Here is a 23,062-nt window from a genome sequence, read left to right on the forward strand (position 1 = left end):
TGCCACAATCTAGAGCAAGTCAAAAAATTTATAAAGGTTCCTGCAATGTTAACGGAAATAAAAGTTTTATCAGAACAGACAAAAGAGATACGTGTACTTTATGTAGAAGATGAAAGAACTGTTAGAGAACAAACTATAATGATATTTGATATACTGTTTCAAAGTGTAGATGTTGCAGTTGATGGTGAAGACGGTTGGCAAAAATATCAAAACTCTCAGTATGATATTGTGTTTACAGATATCAGCATGCCAAAAATGGATGGATTGAAGTTAACCAAACTCATTAAAGAAAACAATCCTATGCAAAAAGTTGTAATCATCTCCGCATATAACATCACAGACTATCTGCTTAAAGCCATAGAACTTGGCGTAGACGGTTTTCTTTTAAAGCCTATAAAAATGGATAAAACGGTATTGCTTATTAGAAAATTAGCTGAAAGTATTCTAGCCGGCAGAATGATGCAGGGTTACAGAAAAAAGCTTGAAGAAGAGATAAATACAAAAACACAAGTTATACATCAGCAGGCAGTAACCGATAAGTTAACCGGTTTGCAAAATCGTTTTGCTTTAAACAAAGCATTAAAAAACACAGAAACCGATACAGTGCTTATTTTGCTAAATATCGATAACTTTGACAGCATTAATGTAGTATATGGTTATGAAATCGGTGATAAGAGTATTGTTTTTTTAGCGAAATTATTGACAAAAAACAGACCTCCTCATTCGAGTCTATTCTACTTGGGAAATGACGAATTTGCTCTTACATGTAAACTGAACGAGAATGCACTTATGGCATATGCAAAAAAATTACAAAACATTATAGCCGAATCTGTTATAAAACTGTATGACATTGATATTAAATTTACTGTAACCATGGCTATTGCCAAAGGAGATGACAAGCTCCTGAAACATGCATACATTGCACTAAAAGAAGCAAAAAAACAAGAAAGAAATATCATTAAAATATATTCTCAGGACCTGCTGATTGAAAAACTTCAAGCTCAAATACAAAAATATTCTCCGATTATAAGAGATGCAATTAAAAATGACTGTGTTGTTCCTTACTTTCAGCCTATTGTTGACAATAAAACGCATAAAGTTTATAAATATGAGTGTCTTGCAAGAATAGTAAATGCCGAAAAAACCTATTCTCCATTTGAATTTATTAATATAGCTGAAATTATAGGACTTATTCCAGAAATTACAAAAATTATGATAGACAAATCATTTCAGATTTTTAAACATAATAAATTTGATTTTTCAATTAATATTACGGAAAGAGATTTACATAACAACTATTTAAAAGAGTATTTTTTAAAAAAACTTTTACAATACAATATTGAACCTTCCCGTGTTATCTTAGAAGTGCTCGAAGGTATTAGTGCTACAGGAGCTCAAAATTCTTTGGAACAGTTAATGGAATTGAAAAATATCGGTTTTAGTATTGCCATAGATGATTTTGGTGCCCAAAATTCTAATTTTGAAAGGGTGCACGCTATGAATATAGATTTTATAAAAATTGATGGCAGTTTTGTAAAAAATATTGATACAAATGCAAAAAGTTACTCTATTGTTAAAACTATGACTGATTTTGCCAAAAGTATCGGTGCAAAGGTTATAGCAGAGTATGTTCATTCGCAAGAGGTTGCCTATACTGTAGAAACACTGGGAATTGAATATTCGCAAGGCTATTATTTTTATGAACCTAAACCGCACTTATCTACTGAAGATACTGCAAAGGACACAAATCATGAAAACATATAATTATCTTATAAGTGAAGATAATTTGTCTGAAATCTTTAGTGAAGATTATGAAGAAATTATACAAGGCAACGCTATTCTTATACAGGTTTTTTCAGGACAAAACAAACGAAGATTTGAAGAAATTTTGAGATTTTTATCATCAAAATTTAAAAATGCCAAAATTATAGCTTCCTCCACCGATGGAGAAATTTTTGAAAATAAAATTTTTCAATTCACAACAGTTGTTTCTGTGTCAATATTTGAAACAACCTGTTTGCATCTGGCATATACACAAATAGATTCTGATTTTGATAACGGTGTAAAACTTGCAAAAGAGCTTGTAACACCAAGAACAAAACTACTCATTGTCTTTGCTGACGGTTTATTGTGTAATGGAGAAGAGTTTTTAAACGGTATCTATTGTGTTGCACCGCATGTAAAAATTGCCGGTGGGCTTTCCGGTGATAATGCAAAATTTGACAACTGCTACATTGGCTTGCAAAATAAACTGTATGATAAAGGTGCAGTAGCGGTTGCATTGGATTCTGACATGTTACATGTAACGAGTTTATATCATTTTGGCTGGAACAAAGTAGGGCGTCAACATATTATTACCAAATCAGAAAAAAACAGAGTTTACACGATAGATAATATGACAGCAGTTGATTTTTATAAAAAATATTTAGGTTCAGACGTAACTGACAATTTGCCTGTTACCGGAATAGAATTTCCTCTGATTACAACAAAAAACGGGGTTGATGTTGCAAGAGCTATCACGACCAAGCATACAGACGGCAGCTTAAGCTTTGCCGGAAATTTATTAGAAGGAATGAAAATATATTTTGGTGTCGGAGATGCTGAAAAAATAGTAATGAACCCAGTCAAAGTTTCCAATATCAATGTTGAGACTTTTTTTATATACTCCTGTATGGCTCGTCGCCGTTTTATGTCTGGCTTAACAGAAGATGAAATTATGCCATTTGCAGATTTGGCACCGACAAGCGGATTCTTTACTTATGGCGAGTTTTATACAGAAAAAAAACCGGAGCTGTTAAATGAAACATTAACCGCTATAGCTTTATCTGAGTCCAATGTTATATCTGAAACTAATCATCAAATAAATTTTCTTGATAAAAAAGATGAAGATTTCAGATCAAAAAAGAAAACCTATGCTGCTTTAATGCATATATTGGATGTTACAACAAAAGAGTTGCAAGAAGAAAACAATAAACTTCAAATATTAAAAAAAGAGTTAGAAGCAAAAAACAACACCCTTGCTCATATACAAGAGATATCGCATATAGGCAGTTGGGAATTAGATCTAAAAACCAATAAAATCACATGGTCAAAAGAGAGTTTTAAAATTTTCAACAGAGATATTTCTCTTGGGGAACCCAGTTACCTTGAGTTTGTAAATATGGTTTTAGAAGAAGACAGAGCTCAGCTAATGCAGGCACAAAAAGCATTAAATGATGGCTCTGTTCACAGCATGGAAATACGACTCAAAAGAGAAGACGGAAAAATAATTACACTTTTTGAAAGTGCAAAAATGGTATTTGAGAATAATAAACCGATAAAAATCATAGGAACATCTTTAGACTTGACTGATATAAAAGTAAAAGATAATATTATTTCTCAACAGTCAAAACTTGCACAGATGGGTGAAATGATAAATATGATAGCGCATCAATGGAGACAGCCTTTGAATGCAATTAGTGCATCTGCAATTCAGCTTAGTATGCAAAATGATATGAATATTATAACAAGCGAGAAAATAAGTGAAACAACTCTTTTTATAGAAAACATGGCGCAAGAAATGTCAAATACCATTAATGATTTTATGAATTTCACAAAACCTGTCAATGAAAAAGAATTGATAAAAATAGAACAGGTTATAAGTGATATTTTACATTTAATGGGGGCACAGCTTAAAAATCACAATATTGATTTTTTAACAGATGTAGAGGAGGGATTAGCACTTTTCACCTACAGAAAAGATTTAGAGCATGTTTTAATTAATTTTATTTCAAATGCCCGAGATGCTTTTGAAGAACATGAAAATAAACATAAAAAGATTATATTCAAAGCATTTAGGGAGAATAATACATGCACTGTAAAAGTCATAGATAATGCAGGAGGCATAAAACCTGTTATAATAGAGAGAATTTTTGAACCTTATTTTACAACAAAAGAGCAGGGTAAAGGAACAGGTCTGGGGCTTTATATGAGTAAAAAAATAATCAAAGAAAATCTTAATGGTGATATATATGTACACAGTTTACAAGACGGATCTGAATTTACGATTATATTAGGATGCGAAAGTGAATGATAATCTAAAAATTTACACTAGCTTAAATATACTCTGTGTTGAAGATGATACAAATGTTATGGATATTTACACAACGCTCTTTTCTATGCTTTTTAAAAATGTATATACAGCATATAACGGTGCTGAGGGCTTGAATGTGTTTCAAAAGAAACAAGTTGACATCGTATTGACAGATTACTCTATGCCCGTAATGAACGGTTTGCAAATGAGTGAAAAAATAAGAGAATGTGATGCCGGTATCCCCATTATTTTATTGACTGCCTTAGAAAGTTTGGAAATGTTACGCACTGCAATTGATCTTCGTATTACAAGTTTTATAAAAAAACCGATTTCATCAAAGTCAATTTTTTCTACTTTGGAGTTTGTTGCAAAATCAGTACTTGCAGACAGACTGCTGATGCAGGCACAACAGCAAAAACTCTGTTACTCTAATTATCAGGAAACTTTAACCTATCAAAAAGAGACAACAATTATAAAAAATGACCTGCAGGAAAATAAAAATTTTTTACACTTTACATGTGAAGTTTTTTATCAACCAAAAGATATTTTAAGCGGGGACAGTTATATTATAAGAAAGATTTCAGATGATGGATATTTTATGTTTTTGGTTGACGGTATGGGAAAAGGAATATCGGCAGCTGTTACAGCCATGCTGTGCAGTGCATCTGCGAACAACATAATAAATCAAATGATAAAAAACAAAAATTTTTCTTTAACACAACTCATAAAACAGCTTTTGGAGTTTATCGCGCCGAATTTACTTGAAGAAGAGGTTATCTGTGCAACTTTTCTCTATTTTAGCAGTAAAGAGAGACTGGAATATGCTATGTTTTCCATGCCTGCGATTTTATGTATAAAAGATGACAGCAATGATGTTGCAAAAATAAAATCGAACAATCCTCCTTTGGCAAGCTATACAAAAAGTGTAAATACTACAATCCTTGATATAAAAAAAATATCCAAGATACTTGTTTTCAGTGACGGACTCAATGAAAACTCCGTCAGGGATTCTTCGGAATTTTACGGGAAGTACCTTGGAAAAGATTTTAAAGAAGCTAAAGACATCAATGAACTTGAAGCAAAAAGAAAAAAACAGGTTTTTGATCAGGAGGATGATATAACTTATATATTTATACAAAGAGAGGGCTTATCTGACATTTAGAAAATATCCAAGACTCACATCACTCCACTCTTTAGAAAGGTTCAGGTATGCTTTTATAGAGGCATACACTTCGGCAAAATCATTGTTTTTGCTGCTGAGATCATGGATGACTTCCTGAAGTGCTTTTTTCCCGGCTTCGGTTACATCATCCGGAAACTGTGCAAGCGTTACATGTAAACTTTTGAGTTTTTGCAAAGCGTAGATATTCTCATGATGAAATTTCGTTGCCATATTTGCATTCATTTCACTTGCAGCCACTTCAATCATAGACTGATGTTCACTGGCAAGCTTGTTCCATGTATGTTTATTGAATGTTAATTCAAGAACAGAACCCGGTTCATGCCAACCGGAATAATAATAAGGAGCAACTTTATAAAACCCCATTTTAATGTCAAGGGCAGGGCCCACCCACTCTGTTGCATCAATGACACCACGCTCTAAAGAAGTATAAATTTCTCCCGCAGGCAACAAAACAGGATTGACCCCATGCGTGAAAAACCTCTCCGCCAAGACCGGGAATTCGCATTTTAAGTCCCTGCATATCAGCCAAAGAGTTTATAGGTTTTCGAAACCATCCGCCCATTTGAATATTTGTGTTTCCGCCTAAAAACGGATAGAGATTGTGTTTTGCATAATGTTCTCTCCATAAATTCATACCGTCACCATAGAGCATCCATGAGTTTACTTCTTCAGCGGTAAAACCAAAAGGAATACCACTGTAAAGAGAAAAAGCAGAATTTTTTCCTTTCCAGTAATAGGGACCGGAGTGAAAAGCATCTATCTGCCCGCTGGAACAGGCATCAAAGACAGCCAAAGCAGGAACAAGAACATTTTTAGGATAAATTTTTATCTCCAAACTGCCACCGCTGATGGCATGAAGACGCTGTGCAAACTCTTCAACACCGGTTCCCATTATAGGGAAATGTGCGGGCCAGCTTGTTGCAAGTTTGATAACTGTTTTTTTGTTTTTATTAAAATGAACATTCTTCACAGCATCATTGTGTTTTTTAGGATGTTTTGAATAGTCTATTGCGACATGGTTCCCTTCATTACAGCCGCCGAGGGCTATGGCTGCAGAAGTGAGTGTTGCGGTACTTAGAAAATCTCTGCGATTCATCTATTTATATTGCATTGTAAAGTATATGTTTACATCTTGCCATGTTTTACCCTGATGAAGAGAATAACATGCCTTGTTGATTGATTTCAAAGACTGCAACATCATAAAATCTGCCAAATCTATTACCCTTTTGCATCAACTGTGTTGTTTGCAATACTGTAGCTCATAGGAATATTTAAAGTTTTATTATTCATGTTCAATTGCAATATAAGAGTATTTTTTGTAACATCAATAATTTTTGCTTTGATACGCTTCACATTTTGAACATTAAAAAACTGTGCAACCAGTTTTGCGTCTCTGCCTTTGTTTCCACTGTTGACACTCGATGTTTCTATCTCTGCTGTTGCATTTCTTAAAAGAGCTGTAACTGTATCCGCTTTTTGTGTTTTGACTCTGATTTTGTCAAAAACGCCGCTCACACCTTTTTTCGCATATGTTTTGAATGCGGTAAACTTTACTGTCGTGTTTTGTACTTCAAGTGCATAAAGTGAAGCCCCGGCTAAAAGTAACGCTAATATGATTTTTTTCATTTTTTATCCTTTGTAGTTAACTCTTATAATATACCATTATTTTTTAAAAATCCAAAGTCAGTTGAGTTTGCCTTATTAAAGGTTTTTCCAGTATTGATTTATCTACACCGACTATCAAGGCAAAATGAAAATTGTTTGCCTGTAAAATATTTTTGATTTCATTTTTATTTTTATAAAAAAATAAATTTTTCTGTTCCAGAAGATCAGCATCGAGCCTTTGTTTACATGTAGAGGGAATAATATAAATAATTTTGGCCCAGCTTGCCTGTTTTTGCAAAAACAGTATTTCATTCTCTATCAAAGAGGTGCTTTTTTCAAATATCAATACTTTGTCACTGGTTCCAAACTCTTTTATCTCAAAACTTTTATTTGTAAAAACTGCTTCAAAATGATCAATCGGCGTAAATTTTCTTAGTCTGAAATTAATTTTCAGCACTTTAAAAAGATAAAGCAGTTGCTCAAGATAGGGCATAAAGAATGGTGAGATAAGTTGTCTTTCATAAAAAACATTGTCATAAATGAAAGATGTTTCAAAAAGTGTCTGTTCAATGATATTGATACTTTGTGCCTTACTTTTTGGTAACTCTTTGATTTTTGTAAATAAATCCGCAGAAGTAAGAGTAGGGCTAAAGAGAAGAGTGGAACCGTTTTCTATATTTGACAACTCTTTAAAGATGCTTTTTATATCGCCGTGTAAAGCGATGAAGCTCGGTTCTGTAACAACCTGTAAAGCAATTTTGAGAACAATCTCATCACAGGCATATACTGATATCTCTTTAGCGATAAGTTCAAAACGCAAAAGTCGTTTGATTGCGTCTTCCAAATCTTTCACTTTTATCCAGGCTATCTCACTGTCTGTTATCTGCGTAGGCTTGTCAAACACTACACCGTAGGCACCGTTAAAAACAGCATCTTCTATGGAACCTTCATCAAAAGCTATAAAAAGATCACCTCTCTTCACCGCTTTTGCATCAAAAACAATATTGTTAAAATTACTTACAAAGGGAGTATTTACCAGTTCTCCGTGTATAAGTGCTAAAGTATTTTCCAGTCTCATCCAACAGGTGTGCCTGCTTTTTTAGGTTTTTCGGGTCTGATTAGACAAAGACCGTCTTCATCTTTGGCAGCAAGAAGCATTCCTTCACTTATCATTCCCATTAATTTGGCAGGTTTGAGGTTGGCTACAACACACACTTGAGTATTTATCAAATTATCAGGAGAATAAAACTCTTTTATACCGGCAACAACCTGTCTCAAATTCTCTTCGCCTAAATCAATCTGTAATTTTAAAAGTTTTTTACTTTTTGGTACTTCCTCAGCTTCTACAACAGTTCCGACTTTCAAAGATGTTTCAAAAAATTGACCAATTTCAATAAGGTTGTCATTTTCTTTTTTCGTCTCTTTTGTTTCTTTTTTGGAGCTTTGTTCTTTTTTTGTTGCTGTCACAGGTTCTGCCTTTGGCACTTCTTGCATCAAAGGTTCTTCGATTCTGGGAAAAAGAGGCGGCACTTTTTAATATTAAATAATTTCAACAGTTTTTTCTCTAGTATAAGCTCTTTGTAACTTGCTGTATTTATTTCAAAAGAGAGTGCATCCGCTATGATATTTGTTGTATTTGGCATAACAGGGTGAAGCATTACAGCCGCTTTTGCCAGTATATTTGCAACAACAGCTACAGTAGCGAGTGCTTCGTCTTTTTGTCCGTTTTTCATTTTTACCCATGGTTCATACTCTTGTATAACACCGTTTCCTATTGCAAAAAGTTTCCACAGTTCTTCAAGATACCTGTGTGGTTGCAGATTTTCTAAAAATGTATCAAGAGAATCCAAAATCAGATTCATTTGCTCAATCTCTTTAGAATGGTATTTTTCTACATCTACGCTGTCTATTTGAAAATCAGAATATTTTCCACTCATACCTATGATACGATTGAGCAGGTTTCCAAGATCATTTGAAAGTTCAGAGTTTATACGGTCTATAAAAGCACGTTGTGAAAAATCACCGTCTTGGCCAAAAGGAACTTCTCTAAGCATAAAGTAACGGAGATTTTCTACACCATAGGCATCCGCAACTTCTTTTGGAGAAACAACATTTCCTTTTGATTTGCTCATTTTTTCACCGTCTCGTGTCCACCAGCCATGCGCACCGATATGCTTAGGAAGAGGGAGATCCAGACTCATTAAAAATGCAGGCCAGTAAATAGCATGAAAACGAAGAATATCTTTTCCGACAAAATGAACATCAGCCGGCCAATAATTCATAAGTTTTTCATCCGAACCATAACCAAGAGCTGTGATATAGTTTAAAAGTGCGTCAAGCCAAACATACATAACATGTTTGTCATCTCCGATACTTTTAGGCATTTTCACCCCCCAGCTAAATGATGTGCGTGTTACAGAAAGGTCACGCAGACCGCCTTTTACAAAATTTACAACTTCATTTGCACGCGAGCGGGGCATAATAAAATCAGGATGACTTGCATAATGTTCCAGCAGCTTATCTTCATAGTTTGAAAGTCTGAAAAAATAGCTCTCTTCCTTTACCACACTTGTTGTTCTTCCGCAGTCAGGGCAAAATTCACTGTCTATAAGCTGTGTTTCGGGAAAAAATGTTTCACAACTTACACAATAATGGCCTTCATAGAAGTCCTTGTAAATATCACCTTTTGCATACATCACTTCAAAAGCTTTTTGTACACCTTTTTTGTGTTCTTCATCAGTTGTTCGTATAAACTTATCATAACTTATACCAAACTCATCCCAAAGATTCTTAAAAGTCGCACTGATTTCGTCTGCAAACTCCTGTGTAGGTTTTCCTGCTTTTTTTGCAGACTCTTCTATCTTTTGTCCGTGCTCATCTGTTCCTGTCAAAAAGAAAGTATCTTCACCTTTGAGTCTCTCATAGCGTGCCAGAGTATCTGCAATGAAAGTCGTGTAAGCATGCCCGATGTGAGCCTCTCCGTTGACATAGTATATAGGTGTTGTTATGTATTTACTCAATGTATGTTCCTGTTAAATATTTAATGTATTTTATCTAAAATGTTTACTATTGCCAATAGTATTAAAATTCAAAACCGCCTGTTTCGCCTTTTGACATGCTGTTATAAACGGCTTTTATATATTCATTTCGCAGCTCACAGCCAAAATAGTGTTCACACACACTGCAGCTTTTATGATTTTTTTGCTCTTGACACTCCTGAACTTTTTGTATCATTTCATCAAGATGCAGTTCAAATTTGTCTTTAGGCTTTTTATGCGTTTCTTGCATATACTTCTTTCACTCGGTCTATTTCATATTTTGAACCAAAAAAACATGGTGAAGTATCATGAATATGTGCATGACCAAGAGTTAAAATTTCATCTTTTCCGTCAACGGCCTCTCCTCCTGAAGTTTTAAACACAAAAGCAAAAGGAAACACTTCAAACAAACGGCGAAGTTTTCCTTCTGGTTTATCACTTGTAGCAGGATAGCTGAAAAGTCCGCCGCCTTTGAGCAGAATCTGATGCAGGTCAGGTACCATACCGCCGGAGTATCGCAGACGGTATCCCTCTGCAAAAAAACCGTCTATCATGGCTTTGTGGTATTTTTTCCAGTTTTGCTGTGTTCCTCCCGGAGCCATCAGTTTGCCTTTTTCGTTGAGTCGTATCTCTTTGACAAACTCAAATTCACCGGCCTGCAGCAGATAAAGCTTTGTTTTGTTTTGTGAAAAGACCATTTCAACGCGCGGACCATAAACAACATAGCAGGCAGCAACCATTTTTTGTGTTCCAAACGCACCCTCATAAATGCCAAAAATCGATCCTACGCTCAAATTTACATCTATTAATGATGAACCGTCAAGCGGGTCGTAGGCAATAAAATATTTGCCGTTTTCATGTAAAACCTCTTCATGCTCTTTTTCTTCACTGGCAACCGTATGGATAGAAGCAACTTTGGAAAATTCTTCTTCAATAATCATGTCACATTTTATGTCAAGTTCAAGCTGTGTTTCGCCAGAACTGTTTTCGAGCTGTGAGTATCCTATGTCTTTTGTGTCAATTGCTTCTTTAATTCTTTTGGCACTTTTTTGAATTGCATCAAATATATCTCTCATTTTTTTTCCTTTTTAAACTTTTTTTGCATTTTTTTGTATCCATGTTATCACTTCATCTGTGTCATTTAAATCTAAAACATCAACATCTTTTGGCAAAGTGTATTTTTCAATATCTATACTTTCATCAACAGCAAGCGCATTCATGTAAGGAAAGTAGTCTTCATCTATACTGTTTCTAAATATACTTATTCTTGGCAGGGGCAGATTTTTCAGCCCTTCAACGAGTAAAATATCAAAATCACGAAACATGCGTATCATTTCATCCAAATCGGCATGACGGTGTGAAAAGTAGGTTGTTCTGTTTGGAGAAGTCACAATGACTTCTGCCCCGGTATCACTGAATTTGTAACTGTCTTTACCAACAACATCAAATCTAGCCTTGTCTTTTGGGTCATGCTTTATGATAGCTACTTCCAAATGATGTTCATGTATGAGTTTTCTGGCAACTTTGAGTATCAATGTTGTTTTACCGCTGTTAGAGGGTCCGGTAAATGCAACTGCTAATCTTTTTTTCAATATATAAGTCCTTGTGACTTTTCTTTAAAAATTTTAGGCCATTATACAAAAGAAGAGTTTAATAAGATATAATTCCAAAAAAGAATAGGGCCAAAAAATGAAATTTTTACTACCAATACTCTTATTACTGATAACTTTTGGGGGTGCGCGCAAAAAAATGCATTTGAAAGATTTCATTTAAAAAATTCTCAAGAGTTGGCCGAAGACAATCTGCAAAGCAGCAAAGTTGTCAATACAAAAGCTGACGTAGTCGCAATTGTAACTGCTGTGTATTTAAACAAAACAGATCCGAAAATTTACAAAGATTATGAATATTTCTATCTCTATCTTTATAAAAAAAACAAAAAGAGCAAAGTAGAATTTTATCTCAACGAAAAACCTGCAATCCTTGTAGAATCATTACCTGTCCAAAATGAATTTACAGCACTTACATCATTTCATGCAAAATGGAACAAGTACTACCTTGTCGGATTTGCAAAGCAGAACAAAGAGACTTTGCATTTAAAAATCCAATTAGGACAAAACAGTACAATTCTGACTTTTAAACGTTGAAGAGGACACCTTTAATAAAGTATGGACTGTAAAATTACAATAAGAACCTGCAGTGCTATAATAATGATAAGCGGTGCGAAATCCAGACCATTTAAATCTGTTCGCATAAATCTTCTTACAAACGCGTATGCCGGATTTGTTACTCTGTGAAGAAACTGCACAACAGGGTTATATGGATCGGGATTCACAAAACTCAGCAGCGCTGCAATAATAATCACCCAGATATAGACATTTACAAGTCCTATAAAAATTCCGCCAATCCCCTGTATAATTTCAACTAATGCACTCATTTGATAATCTCCTTCAGATAGTTTTTCAGATATTTATATATTTTTTCTATAGCAGGCCCATGTTCGGCATTAGTAAGAAGTATACGCAACGGTTTTAAAAAGTTTTCATCTTTAAGCCCTGTTTTATCCATGATATAGTTTTTAAAATCATTATACTCTTCAAAGTAGGGCGCATTTTTTATCGCTTTTGCCATTGACTCATTTCTTCTGCAATCGTGGGCAGTAACTCTTTTTGCAAAAATAGAAGCAATTTTTTCTTTCAACTCTTTTGTAGTCCCCGCTTCTTCAAGATAAATACGTGTAAGTTCTCCGATTTCCGGGTCGGCAAATCCTACATAACGAGACAACTCTGTTGCATCCAGGTTTTTTAAATGCTCTTTGTTGATCTGTTTCAGCCTATCCTGATCAAAACGAACAGGATTATCTGCAAGTTTGTCCAGGTCAAACCATTCTGTCGCTTCTTTGAGTGTAAAAATCTCTTTTGGAGGATTGCTGCCGATTGATATTAAATAATTTGAAATAGCTTCGGGCAAATATCCTTCTTCCAAAAGCTGTTTTACACTGACACTGTTCTGTATACCGTGCAGGTGGGCATATTCAATCTCTTTGTTATATTGGAGCTGGTTTCTTACATGTACCTGTTTTGGTGTATTGTTGAGATATTTTTCATCGCAAATAATCATTGAAACATCACTCAGCATATCATCTACCGCACAGGCAAAATCATAGGCAGGCGTTTTATCGTGATTCATGATCACAAAACTGTCAACAGCATCAGGTTCAAAACTGATTGCACCTTTAAGCCGGTCTTTTACAATGACTGGTGTATCAGGACGTACTATTCTTACAGTAAAAGGGGCTGTATTGTCAATGACAAGTTCGGCAGGAAGATTTCTGCATGCATCATCATAATGGTACTCTTTTGCGCTTTTTCTGCCTCACTGCGCTTTTTTTGCAACCATTCATCGGAACAAAAACAGGAAAAAGCTTTTTTCTCATGCAAAAGTTGCAGAGCCATAGCCGAATGAAAACGAAGTTTTGGCTTTGATACACCACGTGAGAATATTCAATTCCAAAAAGCCCTAAAATATCCAGGGTTTCCTGGTCTTTATTGTGCATAACTTTTTCTTTGTCTATATCTTCTATTCTTACAATGAAATCTTCATTTTTTTGTTTTGATACAATGTAGTTTAAGAGTGCAATTCTTAAATCATTTATATGCATGTCTCCAATAGGGCTGGACGCAAATCTTAGCATTAACATTCCTAGATAAATTTTTTGTAATTCTAACAAACTTTTGATTAATTATAAGCTATGATTTGTTAAAATGTACTCCTTCAATGCCATTAAGTGAAGCAGTTTCTCAAGACCCGTACTTTCGCGTGCGGGCTTTGTATTTTTAAAAGACTAAAAAGACTCAATGGCTGATAATAAAAGGTTTAAAAACAATGAACAATAAAAAAAAAGATTTTTTACGTACAATAGTTGAAAATGATTTAAAATCAGAAAATACAAAGAGATAGTAACAAGGTTTCCGCCCGAGCCCAACGGTTTTCCGCATATCGGACATGCCAAGTCCATATCTATAAATTTTGGTATTGCCCGTGATTATAACGGTCACTGCAACCTGCGAATGGATGACACCAATCCGACAAAAGAAGATACAAAGTATGTAGAAGCTCTTGAAGATGCCGTCAGATGGCTTGGATTTGACTGGGGTGAGAATCTTTATTTTACCTCTGATTATTTTTCTCAGATATATGATTATGCGGTGCAGCTTATCAAAATGGGCAAAGCCTATGTCGACAGTCTGAGCGAAGATGAAATACGCCAATACCGCGGCACTGTTACACAGCCCGGAAAGCGCAGTAAATATGCAAGCAGAAGTGTTGAAGAAAATCTCGATCTTTTCCAAAGAATGAAAAAGGGCGAATTTAAAGACGGTGAGCATGTTTTACGGGCTAAGATAGATATGGGTGCAGCCAATATGAAAATGAGAGACCCGCTTTTATACCGTATAAGACATGCACATCACTTTAGAGCAGGGGATACATGGTCAATCTACCCGATGTATGATTTTGCACACTGTTTGTCTGATTATATAGAGGGGTCACACACTCAATTTGTACCTTGGAGTTTGAAAACAATCGTGATATTTACGACTGGGTACTCGATACGCTTGAACTGAAACCGCCCCGTCCCTATCAGTATGAATTTGCAAGACTCAATATCAACTATACGGTTATGAGCAAAAGAAAACTTTTGGAACTGGTTGAGGGAGGCTATGTAAGCGGATGGGACGATCCTCGTCTGCCTACAATTGCAGGGTACAGAAGGAGAGGATACACACCGGAGTCCATTTTAAATTTTTGTGAGCAAATCGGTATAGCAAAAGCAAACTCTGTGGTTGATGTTGCACAGCTTGAATTTTCTATACGCGATGATTTAAACACAAAAGTTCCCCGTGTCATGTGCGTGATGGACCCTTTGAAGGTCACAATTGAAAACTATGAAGGTTCTGAGGAGATTGAGGCACCGTACTATCCGCATGATGTTCCAAAAGAGGGTTCAAGAAAGATTCCTTTTTCAAAAGAGCTTTATATCGAACGGGCAGACTTTGAAGAGAATCCTCCAAAAGGCTACTTCCGTCTTACTCCTGAACAGCCTGTGAGACTAAGACACGGCTATATCATTACATGTAAAGAGATCATTAAAGATGCCGATGGAAATATTACAGAAATAAAAGCAGAGTATTATCCTGATTCAAAAGCGGTACGAAAGATACAAGCGGCATCAAAGTAAAAAGTGCCATTCAATGGGTGAGCGCAGCAGAGGCAAAAAAAATAGAGATCCGTCTGTACGACAGACTGTTTAAAACTGAAGCACCGGAGGGGATTGAAGACTTAAATCCAAACTCTTTGCAAATCATTAAAAATGCGCTGATTGAACCTGCTGTGATACTTGAAAAACCGGATGAGAGGTTTCAGTTTGAGAGACAAGGCTATTTTTATGCTGATCCGGTTGATTACAGCGATGCGCACCCTGTATTTAACAAAATTGTCGGACTGAAAGACTCCTGGACGAAAAAAGAAAAACCAAAACAGCAGGCAACACAACAAAAAGCCAAACAGGTACAAATAGACGGTGAAGTAACACCTATGACAGAGGAGCAAAAAAAGTATTTGAAAAATATACAGATACGCTGAAACTCAACAATGAGGTTGCAAATACGCTGGCCGTGATGCCTTTCTCTGTGACTTTTTTGAAGAGGCACTCTGTACATGTAACGCGCCTGTCACACTCTCAAATATTGTAGTCAATGAAGTAGCCAGAGTGCTTAAAAACACAGATGCAGAGACGCTGAAATTCGGCCCCGTGCATATAGCACAACTGGCAAAAATGATTGAAGAAGATATTATCTCAAGTAAAATTGCCAAACAGGTGTTTGAGGATATGTCAAAGAGTGGAGAAAACCCGACGCAGATAGTTCAAGCAAAAGGGCTGGTGCAGATCAGTGATCCGGCTCAAATTTTACCTGTTATCGATGAAGTTATTGCAAACAATCCTGATAATGTGGCAAAATACAAAGCAGGGAATAACAAGCTGTTTGGTTTCTTTGTAGGACAGGTATTGAAAAAGACAGGGGGTAAAGCAAATCCTAAAATTGTAAATGAGCTTGTAAAACAAAAATTGGCGATTTGATATTTTTTCACAACCTCCTGGCCTTAGTTATTAAGGCACAAAGCCCGCACTCTTTCTTTAGCATTGAAAGTACGGGTTCCGAATGATTTTTGAATAGGCGAGTGTATTATTGTATTTGACAGTTGTATAGATGATATTTTATGATTGGGAAAAAGGAAGAAAAGTTGGTGACCCCGAGGAGAATCGAACTCCTGTAACATGGATGAAAACCATGGATCCTAACCGCTAGACGACGGGGCCAACATGCTCAACTTTTGTTGAGCCGAAATTATATAGACAATATCCTTAAAAAAAGATAAAATCTATATATTTCGTTAATTATTCATAAAAGCTACGAAGTGCTCTGATAATGACGGCATTTTTAGAAATACTTTCTGCTTTTGCATTCTCGTTTACAGTTTCGTATAAATCCAAAGGAAGAGAGATTGAAAATGTTTTTGTCTCTACTTTTTTCTTTTTAGCCACCATAGAAACAACATTACCTAAAAGCTCTATAATTTTTTTCGTGTCAATAGGCTTTTGAATAAAACTGTTTACACCCACTTCAATTGATGCAGAAATTTTTTCCATATCGTTACTTGCAGAGATCACTATAATGATTTGACTTGGATTAATTTCACGAATTTTACGAGAAAGTTCTATCCCGTCCATTCCTTCCATAATAATGTCGACAAAAACTACATCCGGCTTCATCTGCTCATATACTTTTAATGCCGTATCACCGTCGAAACATGATTCCACTTTTGCAAAAAAGTTTTTAAACGTAGAACTCAAAAGTTCGTTCGTTACTTTTTCATCTTCTACAACCATAGCTGTAAGTTTTTTTGTCTGTTCTGTTAATTGAATTAAATCTAAATTACCCATTGTTTTTTCCTATATTTTAATTTGTTATATTATACACTACAAATAGTTAATAACGCTAACATTTATCAACAAATTCAAGAATTTGTCTTAAATTGCTCAAGCCACTCTGTATCAGAAACACTGTTTTTTTCTTTTTGTGTCAACAAAGCATCAATTGTATCTATAAGAGTTTTTTCATCCATAAATTGTAATAAATCAGAATTAATAGAAGTAGGGCGTATGCCATCATAGCTGTTGAGAAGGTTTTGTATATCTTTGATAAGTTGTTCTTTTCTTTCCATTGTGTATCTGTTCCTGGAGTTTATTCGAGTGTTTATTCTCTATAGAGTCTTTGAAATAGTTCATATTAAACAATATGTGTATTGGTTAACATAATGTAAATTCTCTTGAAAAATATTTTTACCCTATTAGAATACGCAATTATATCATTAAAATAGCTTCTAAACTTAATAAATATAGTTATTATAAATTTATAAGAAATATTTTATGTTTAATAAAATCCTCAAGGAAAAAAATATGATACCTCAAATATTTAAAAATGAAAATGCGGAAATTCGTGTATTAGGTGATTCGGGTAATCCATTGTTTGTGGTGAAGGATATTTGTGATGCGCTGGGTTATAGTGATGTGTCAATGACCTTGTCGAAATTAGATGATGATGAAAAGCTGACACAAAGAATTTTTTCATCAGGTCAAAATAGAGATATGTCGGTAGTAACAGAATCTGGATTATATTCACTCATCTTGCGTTCCAACAAACCAGAAGCAAAAAAATTTAAAAAATGGGTTACGGGTGAAGTTTTACCGACAATCAGAAAACAAGGCACTTATTCTGTTTCTTCTGAAACAAAAAAAATAGAAATTGTTGAAGATCATATCTTCAAGGCAATTGAAAGATTACAAGAGATTGTGGTAAGTAATATTTTTGATCAAAAGATGGCTATTGATTGCCTTAGTAGCAGTGTTGAACAACTTGTAAAACAGACAGAAGGATTAATTGGTTTTCAAGCCAATATTAAAAGTCTTCCAAAATTCGACAACTATATAGAATCAAATGAAAGACTTTTTAGTGAGATTGAAAACGTAAAACGATTGTTGTGTTATGAAAACCCAACTCTCTATAGAAAAGATGTAGATATGTACACAGAGGATATAGAACTCTTTTTGTCAATCTATGCCCTACTTTCCAATAAAGATAATAAACAAATTACCGTAAACGAAACAATATATTACTACTTTAATATGGAAGATGTGATCAAAGAAGTTAGCAATGATTCTATTGTGCTTATAAAACAAAAAATAGAAAATCTTTTTAAACACGAATTGTTTGAAAAGCTTGTTTTGGAAAACACGAGTTTTGATTATGTGGCCTTGACAGAAAAAGCGTTACGAATAATTACTGAGAATACAACACAGGAGCAATAGATGGAACTTTTAAAAAACGAGATAAAAAAACTTATTTTTTTCGGCATGACATTCTCAATCGAGATTGTGGATTTTACAAAAGTACGAATCAATAAAAACACAACTGATATTTTCATCAAGGGTTCGTCAAATGTTTTAACACTTAGTAACCACAAAGTTCAAATAACAAAAGTTTAGTATAGGATAAAAAGTGAATAAGTTTATTGATATTGCAAACATATACAATCTTTTTTTAAAACTTGAAGAAAGAAGAGCATTGTCGCCCATCATAGAGGATGTTGTTGATGTTCCTTTAATAGAGAATGAAAAAGAGGAGCTATTGGATGTGGTTCAATATATTATAAAGAGAACTCCGTCATTTAAAAAAACCATTAAGAATATTCTCAATTTAATGATTGAGTATGATTTTGCAAATACTCCAAGTGTTGATAAAAATTACGACATCTATCTTAAAAAAACTTTTTCCAATTATGATCTGCTGTATGAAATAGATTTATTTACACACAGTACAAATGTGGCTTACGAAACATTAAAACTTTCAAAACAAGGCAACACTGCCGGAATAAATGTTATGTGTGCCCTACTTCATGATTTTGGCAAATCTCTAGCTGTAAAGCGTTTAGTACACAATTCCGCAAAAATGTCACATGAAAAAATAAGTGCAAAGTTTCTTCAAGATTATCTTTCATCTGAGGCTTTGAATGGAAACAGAGAAATAACAAAAGATGTTGTCGATACAGTGTATCAAACAATCAATGTTCAACACTCGCCAGTGAAAATAAAAAATGATTTTTTAAAAGATTTGATTTTGGCTGATAAGAATGCCAGAACACAGGAAATTATTTATGTGAAGAAATATATAAAACCCGGTTCATCTAAAGAGGAAGAATTGTGACAGCAAAAGGACACATGGCATTAGCAAGTGTTTCTGCACTTGTAATAATTGAGTATTGCTTAGATATAGCATGCAATGATATTGAAACGATAGATTTGATTGCTTTTTATTTTAGTGTAATTTTTGGCTCTCTTGCTCCAGATATTGATGAGAGCGAAAGCTATATAGGAAGAAGGCTTTACGCAATTTCTTTAGTTATGAGTTCTGTTTTTAAACATAGAACATTTACGCACTACCTGTTCGTTCCGATAGCCCTATTTGTGGCTACTTATTTCGTGCAGGATTATTTCACAAAACTTTTCCTATATGGTTTTTCGCTTGGAATATTGATGCATGATTTAGGAGACATGTTGACAAAAGGTGGAATCAATGGTTTTTTCTTTCCGTTTTTTCCAAACACAAAAATAGCAATCTTGCCAAAACAGTTGAGATTTTATACCAATTCTATAGCAGAGCATATTTTTATTGTCTTTTTGCTTTTATTGAATGTGGCAATATCACTGCTGATTGCTAAATCATATGCATTGGAGATATTTTGAAAAAGAGAACCAAGTGTATTGAATATCAAATTTATGAGGCAAATGTTCTTGTGAGTCTTTCTTTGTTTGTGGCGGATTCAATATCGCGGATAGAGAAAAAATATACAAGAAATAAAATAAATGCAACGCAATATATTGCAATAAGAAAAAAATACATTGAGTTAATCAGTGAATTTAAAAACAATTTAGAAGGAATAGAACAATGACACAGGGTGGCAATCCAAACAATAGTATGACCAGCACTGGACAACATGGACAACACGGAAGCTATTCTAACAAAGAAGGAATGGTTAAAGGGGATCCAAGAGGGACTATGACCTCTATTCCTCATGATTACAACCAGACAACCAGGTCACAAGAAGCCGCAAAAGGACATGGTTTTTTCAAAAGGCTTTTTTTTCATTATGACATAAGAGAGATAGAAGCGGAATTGCAATCAATGAAAATTTCCAAAAGTGATTTTGTGGAAAGCACTTACGCTATGTCTGAACTCGGCTTTTTTGATCTGTTTTTTAGACTTATTCCTACGATCAGCACAGGAATAACTTCTATTTTTTTGGCAATCATTATCTATTTAATGATTGCGCCTTTTTCTGTAGTTTTAGGAATTATTGGTTCATTGTTTTTTCTGCAGATTACAGTTTTTCAAGTTGCAAGAATAGTTTACTCTCTTGATAGGCATAAAGTCGGGGAAAAAGAAACAGGACGTTTTATAAAAATTGTAAGAACTGCGTGGCATTTCTATGAATTTATTCTTGGGTCGGTCACAATAGCTTTAGTTTTAGTTTATTTTTCACATGTTGACTGGCAGCAATTAGCAAATGAAATCTTGAGCTATCAATTTAAAATGGGTTTTCTTGAAAAGATGTGGGCCGTTGTCGTATCAAAACCATATTTTATAAGTTTTGTGACGCAATTTGAAACTATCTTTAATGGATTATTGCTACTCTTTTTGCTTTTTTTACTCTCTTACAGTGTTGTGAACTATCTTGTTTACAACAAATACAAGCAAACATATAAAGATAATCTGTTTTCTATGCAAAAAGAGTTTAAAAATCCTGCGGATCTCGCAAGAGAAAAATTTGACTTTTAAAAGGAGCAAAAAGTAATGTATCAAAAACATAACAGATCACCGCCAGATTTTTTTCCTACTCTGTTCATATTTAAAAAATAAAAAAAGGATTCTTATGGTTATAAAAAAAATGGTTCTATTCATGTTGGCTCTTGGAGCTTTGGCTACAAACTCTTTTGCAGCAGGACCAATAGATGCATTCAAAACAACGTTTCTTGATCAATCAACGCAGTTTGCGGTGCCTGTTATTTTGTTTCTTGTTTTAATTGCTGCAGCAATTACATATATGAAAACAAAAGATTGGACAATTTCACTTGTTGTCGGCGGTATTTCTGCTGCTATTATCGGTGGAGCAGCTTCACTTGTTACATCATTTAGTGGATTTACATTCTAAGTGTTATTTTTCCCTCTCTTTGAGGGAAATAAAGGTTTTTAATAATGGCTAAATATACAAAAGTTAGATTTTTAAAATGGTTCAATAGACCGAGAGTTTTTGTTTCAATTGAAATTGACACAATAGGGATCTTCTTTGCAGTCGGACTGGTTCTGTTTTTTGCATCTTCTTTAACTTCTGTTTTGCCACCGGCACCAGATTTTATTATAAGTATGCTTATTGGTGGTTTTACGGCTTTTTATTACTCAAAGTTTAAAGATGAAGCACCAAAAGGGTTTTTGAAGCACCTTTTGTACACCATGCATATCTACAAGGTAAAAGAAAAAGAATTTAAAGAAGAGGCAAAAAGAATGGATGTGGATGTAGATGACTACTATCCAAATCCAAACGAAAAATTATTTATAGAATAGGAGGAATTTTTAGTGGCTGATAAACTAAAAGGTGAAGAATTTATATCAATTATCGACAAAGACAAAGTTGTTGTCAAATACTTATGGAGAATAGTTGTGATGCTCTCTGTTGCAATTGTTATTTTGTCTTTTGCTTTTATGAGCATTAGGGAAACAACGCGAGTGAATATTGAATTGCCCGCAACGCTAATTTATAAAAATGCCCCAGTTGTTGTAGCCGGCATAGATGGAGCAAATAAAGTTTACTATCGAATGTGGGGAGAGTATGTAATAAAAGAGCTGTCAAATTTTACATATGAAACCATTGGAAAGAAAGTTCAACTACTTAAGAAAATGATGCGCCCTACCCGTTTTGTGGAAAAGAAAAAAGAGATTGATATTTTTACAAATACGTTAAGTAAAAATTTAATGTCACAAAAATTTATTCCGGAAGATACCAATCTTTCAAATGTAATAGAGTCAAAAGGGATTATCCGAAGTGCAACAATTACTGTAAACGGGATTGCGTTTCAAAGTATCAGCAAGGAAAAAAGCAAAAAAGAGTGTAAATACGATGTAGATTTACGTTATGTGAAAGGAGTTTTGTATGTCGAAGATTTTGGCACTGATTGTTTCTAGTTTTGTAGTAGTAGGAATTTTGTCCGCAAAAGATATCCCTATGGTCCAAACAATAGAGATTAAAATACCACTTAAAGAGTTTAGTGTACTTGAATTCCCTTTTGAGGTGAAAGAGAAAAGATTTTCTCCATTTGTCTACAAAAAAAAGATAAAAAAGAAAACTAAAAAATTTAATCCTTTAAAAGAAAAAGTATCTATACCAAATGCAAACCAAGGGACAAACAATAAAAAGTTCTTTTCACTTAATCAATTTAAGAAGAAAAACGGTACAGAAACAAATAAACCAAAAAATAAAGCGTTTGCCTCAACATGGGGTAAAAATTTCGTACAGTTTTATCCATACAAAATAGGTAAAACGCAACTGATCGTGTGGGGATATTCAAAATATCCACTACTTATTACCATCGTAGTTTCTGCGGATAAAAAAGATACAGATACCTATTTGAAATTTGTGGATTATCAAGAAAGAGAAAATAAAAACACCTCCCTAAAAGGTATTTCTCATGAAAAGATATGCAGCAAACTAATCCAGTATCTTTATCACAACAAAACACCATCTGGGTATAAAATTGAAACACACCATCAGGTATATAATTCAAATTCTTTAAAATTTGTTTTAATAAAAACGCTAATAGGCAAAAGATACAGCGCTCTTGAATACAGTGTTGAAAATATATCAGAAAGCACACAGCGTCTCAACGAGCCAATGTTTGCCTCTAAAAACACATACGCAATATCTATAGAAAACAGAGAACTAGAGTCAGGTGAGGCAACAAGAATGTTCGTAATAACTCCAACGGCGACGGAGTAA

The 23,062-nt window shown here is 34.4% G+C and carries 22 protein-coding genes, 1 tRNA gene and 4 pseudogenes; 15 read left to right on the top strand and 12 right to left on the bottom strand.

The genetic code is table 11. The features are described 5' to 3' along the window. Window positions 1-45: 45 nt before the first annotated feature. Genes MLC44_RS06655 through MLC44_RS06665 form a run of 3 tightly spaced genes read left to right on the top strand, consistent with a single transcriptional unit; the run spans window position 46 to window position 5,234 of the window. Window positions 46-1,764 (top strand): EAL domain-containing protein, encoded by a 1,719-nt coding sequence (locus tag MLC44_RS06655; RefSeq protein ID WP_434658857.1) that lies wholly within the window; start codon window positions 46-48, stop codon window positions 1,762-1,764. After that, the gene (locus MLC44_RS06660) at window positions 1,751-4,072 is read left to right on the top strand and encodes an FIST N-terminal domain-containing protein (RefSeq protein WP_434658858.1); all 2,322 of its coding nucleotides are present in this window, start codon (window positions 1,751-1,753) and stop codon (window positions 4,070-4,072) included. Before MLC44_RS06655 ends, MLC44_RS06660 begins: the two co-directional genes overlap by 14 nt. Further along, window positions 4,065-5,234 (top strand): response regulator, encoded by a 1,170-nt coding sequence (locus tag MLC44_RS06665; protein WP_434658859.1) that lies wholly within the window; start codon window positions 4,065-4,067, stop codon window positions 5,232-5,234. The genes MLC44_RS06660 and MLC44_RS06665 overlap by 8 nt, the downstream gene beginning before the upstream one ends. Here MLC44_RS06665 and MLC44_RS06670 read toward each other — a convergent pair. From MLC44_RS06670 to mobB, 7 genes and pseudogenes are all read right to left on the bottom strand, one after another. Then, a pseudogene (locus tag MLC44_RS06670) lies at window positions 5,220-6,351 on the bottom strand (TRAP transporter substrate-binding protein). The gene MLC44_RS06665 and the pseudogene MLC44_RS06670 overlap by 15 nt on opposite strands. A 122-nt stretch (window positions 6,352-6,473) precedes the next feature. Continuing rightward, window positions 6,474-6,881: a YceI family protein gene (locus MLC44_RS06675; RefSeq protein WP_434658860.1), complete on the bottom strand. Its 408-nt coding sequence runs from the start codon at window positions 6,879-6,881 to the stop codon at window positions 6,474-6,476. 43 nt (window positions 6,882-6,924) lie between these two features. Beyond that, entirely contained in the window at window positions 6,925-7,938 is a 1,014-nt protein-coding gene (locus tag MLC44_RS06680; protein WP_434658861.1) for a hypothetical protein, read from the bottom strand. Continuing rightward, window positions 7,935-9,880 (bottom strand): annotated as a pseudogene (gene metG, locus MLC44_RS06685) (methionine--tRNA ligase). Before metG ends, MLC44_RS06680 begins: the two are co-directional and overlap by 4 nt. 61 nt (window positions 9,881-9,941) lie before the next feature. Next, entirely contained in the window at window positions 9,942-10,148 is a 207-nt protein-coding gene (locus tag MLC44_RS06690) for a hypothetical protein (protein ID WP_151900285.1), read from the bottom strand. Next, complete coding sequence (locus MLC44_RS06695) at window positions 10,132-10,974, bottom strand: class 1 fructose-bisphosphatase (protein ID WP_434658862.1); 843 nt, start codon at window positions 10,972-10,974, stop codon at window positions 10,132-10,134. Before MLC44_RS06695 ends, MLC44_RS06690 begins: the two co-directional genes overlap by 17 nt. Window positions 10,975-10,986: 12 nt before the next feature. Further along, window positions 10,987-11,490 (bottom strand): molybdopterin-guanine dinucleotide biosynthesis protein B, encoded by a 504-nt coding sequence (gene mobB / locus MLC44_RS06700; RefSeq protein WP_151900283.1) that lies wholly within the window; start codon window positions 11,488-11,490, stop codon window positions 10,987-10,989. A 195-nt stretch (window positions 11,491-11,685) separates the two neighbouring features. Here mobB and MLC44_RS06705 point away from each other — a divergent pair, with 195 nt between their 5' ends. Continuing rightward, on the top strand, window positions 11,686-12,042 hold the full coding sequence (locus MLC44_RS06705) for a hypothetical protein (RefSeq protein ID WP_434658863.1): 357 nt from the start codon (window positions 11,686-11,688) through the stop codon (window positions 12,040-12,042). An 11-nt stretch (window positions 12,043-12,053) separates the two neighbouring features. Here MLC44_RS06705 and MLC44_RS06710 read toward each other — a convergent pair whose 3' ends face one another. Together MLC44_RS06710 and gltX are read right to left on the bottom strand one after the other, a co-directional pair. Continuing rightward, a complete protein-coding gene (locus MLC44_RS06710) occupies window positions 12,054-12,332 on the bottom strand; it encodes a YggT family protein (protein ID WP_151900281.1) in 279 nt (92 codons plus the stop codon). Beyond that, a pseudogene (gene gltX, locus MLC44_RS06715) lies at window positions 12,329-13,589 on the bottom strand (glutamate--tRNA ligase). The gene MLC44_RS06710 and the pseudogene gltX overlap by 4 nt, the downstream one beginning before the upstream one ends. Before the next feature lie 191 nt (window positions 13,590-13,780). On the opposite strand from gltX, the pseudogene MLC44_RS06720 reads away from it, so the two are divergent. After that, a pseudogene (locus tag MLC44_RS06720) lies at window positions 13,781-16,034 on the top strand (glutamine--tRNA ligase/YqeY domain fusion protein). Window positions 16,035-16,199: 165 nt separating this feature from the next. On the opposite strand, the gene MLC44_RS06725 reads toward MLC44_RS06720, so the two are convergent. The 3 genes from MLC44_RS06725 to MLC44_RS06735 all read right to left on the bottom strand — a co-directional run bounded on the left by MLC44_RS06725 (window position 16,200) and on the right by MLC44_RS06735 (window position 17,179). Next, window positions 16,200-16,274 (bottom strand) — tRNA-Glu (locus tag MLC44_RS06725). Window positions 16,275-16,352: 78 nt separating this feature from the next. Next, entirely contained in the window at window positions 16,353-16,898 is a 546-nt protein-coding gene (locus MLC44_RS06730; RefSeq protein ID WP_151900278.1) for a response regulator, read from the bottom strand. Window positions 16,899-16,972: 74 nt separating this feature from the next. Continuing rightward, window positions 16,973-17,179, bottom strand: coding sequence for a hypothetical protein (locus MLC44_RS06735; RefSeq protein ID WP_434658864.1), 207 nt, complete (start codon window positions 17,177-17,179; stop codon window positions 16,973-16,975). A 235-nt stretch (window positions 17,180-17,414) separates the two neighbouring features. On the opposite strand from MLC44_RS06735, the gene MLC44_RS06740 reads away from it, so the two are divergent. The 10 genes from MLC44_RS06740 (at window position 17,415) to MLC44_RS06785 (ending at window position 23,062) form a co-directional block, all read left to right on the top strand. Further along, window positions 17,415-18,323, top strand: a complete 909-nt coding sequence (locus MLC44_RS06740; RefSeq protein WP_152182881.1) for a BRO-N domain-containing protein — start codon at window positions 17,415-17,417, stop codon at window positions 18,321-18,323. After that, window positions 18,324-18,500 (top strand): hypothetical protein, encoded by a 177-nt coding sequence (locus MLC44_RS06745; RefSeq protein WP_188109400.1) that lies wholly within the window; start codon window positions 18,324-18,326, stop codon window positions 18,498-18,500. 13 nt (window positions 18,501-18,513) lie between these two features. Beyond that, entirely contained in the window at window positions 18,514-19,218 is a 705-nt protein-coding gene (locus MLC44_RS06750) for an HD domain-containing protein (protein ID WP_152182880.1), read from the top strand. Next, the gene (locus MLC44_RS06755) at window positions 19,215-19,757 is read left to right on the top strand and encodes a metal-dependent hydrolase (protein ID WP_152182879.1); all 543 of its coding nucleotides are present in this window, start codon (window positions 19,215-19,217) and stop codon (window positions 19,755-19,757) included. The genes MLC44_RS06750 and MLC44_RS06755 overlap by 4 nt, the downstream gene beginning before the upstream one ends. Then, window positions 19,754-19,963, top strand: a complete 210-nt coding sequence (locus tag MLC44_RS06760; protein WP_152182878.1) for a hypothetical protein — start codon at window positions 19,754-19,756, stop codon at window positions 19,961-19,963. The genes MLC44_RS06755 and MLC44_RS06760 overlap by 4 nt, the downstream gene beginning before the upstream one ends. Then, complete coding sequence (locus tag MLC44_RS06765) at window positions 19,960-20,850, top strand: hypothetical protein (protein WP_152182877.1); 891 nt, start codon at window positions 19,960-19,962, stop codon at window positions 20,848-20,850. The genes MLC44_RS06760 and MLC44_RS06765 overlap by 4 nt, the downstream gene beginning before the upstream one ends. A gap of 94 nt (window positions 20,851-20,944) precedes the next feature. Further along, complete coding sequence (locus MLC44_RS06770; protein ID WP_434658865.1) at window positions 20,945-21,223, top strand: hypothetical protein; 279 nt, start codon at window positions 20,945-20,947, stop codon at window positions 21,221-21,223. A gap of 44 nt (window positions 21,224-21,267) precedes the next feature. After that, on the top strand, window positions 21,268-21,633 hold the full coding sequence (locus MLC44_RS06775; protein ID WP_152182875.1) for a hypothetical protein: 366 nt from the start codon (window positions 21,268-21,270) through the stop codon (window positions 21,631-21,633). A gap of 12 nt (window positions 21,634-21,645) precedes the next feature. Next, a complete protein-coding gene (locus tag MLC44_RS06780) occupies window positions 21,646-22,251 on the top strand; it encodes a TraE/TraK family type IV conjugative transfer system protein (RefSeq protein WP_152182874.1) in 606 nt (201 codons plus the stop codon). Then, entirely contained in the window at window positions 22,232-23,062 is an 831-nt protein-coding gene (locus tag MLC44_RS06785; RefSeq protein ID WP_188109399.1) for a TraK domain-containing protein, read from the top strand. Before MLC44_RS06780 ends, MLC44_RS06785 begins: the two co-directional genes overlap by 20 nt.

Source organism: Sulfurimonas sp. NW9, assembly GCF_051132275.1.
GTDB lineage: Bacteria > Campylobacterota > Campylobacteria > Campylobacterales > Sulfurimonadaceae > Sulfurimonas > Sulfurimonas hydrogeniphila.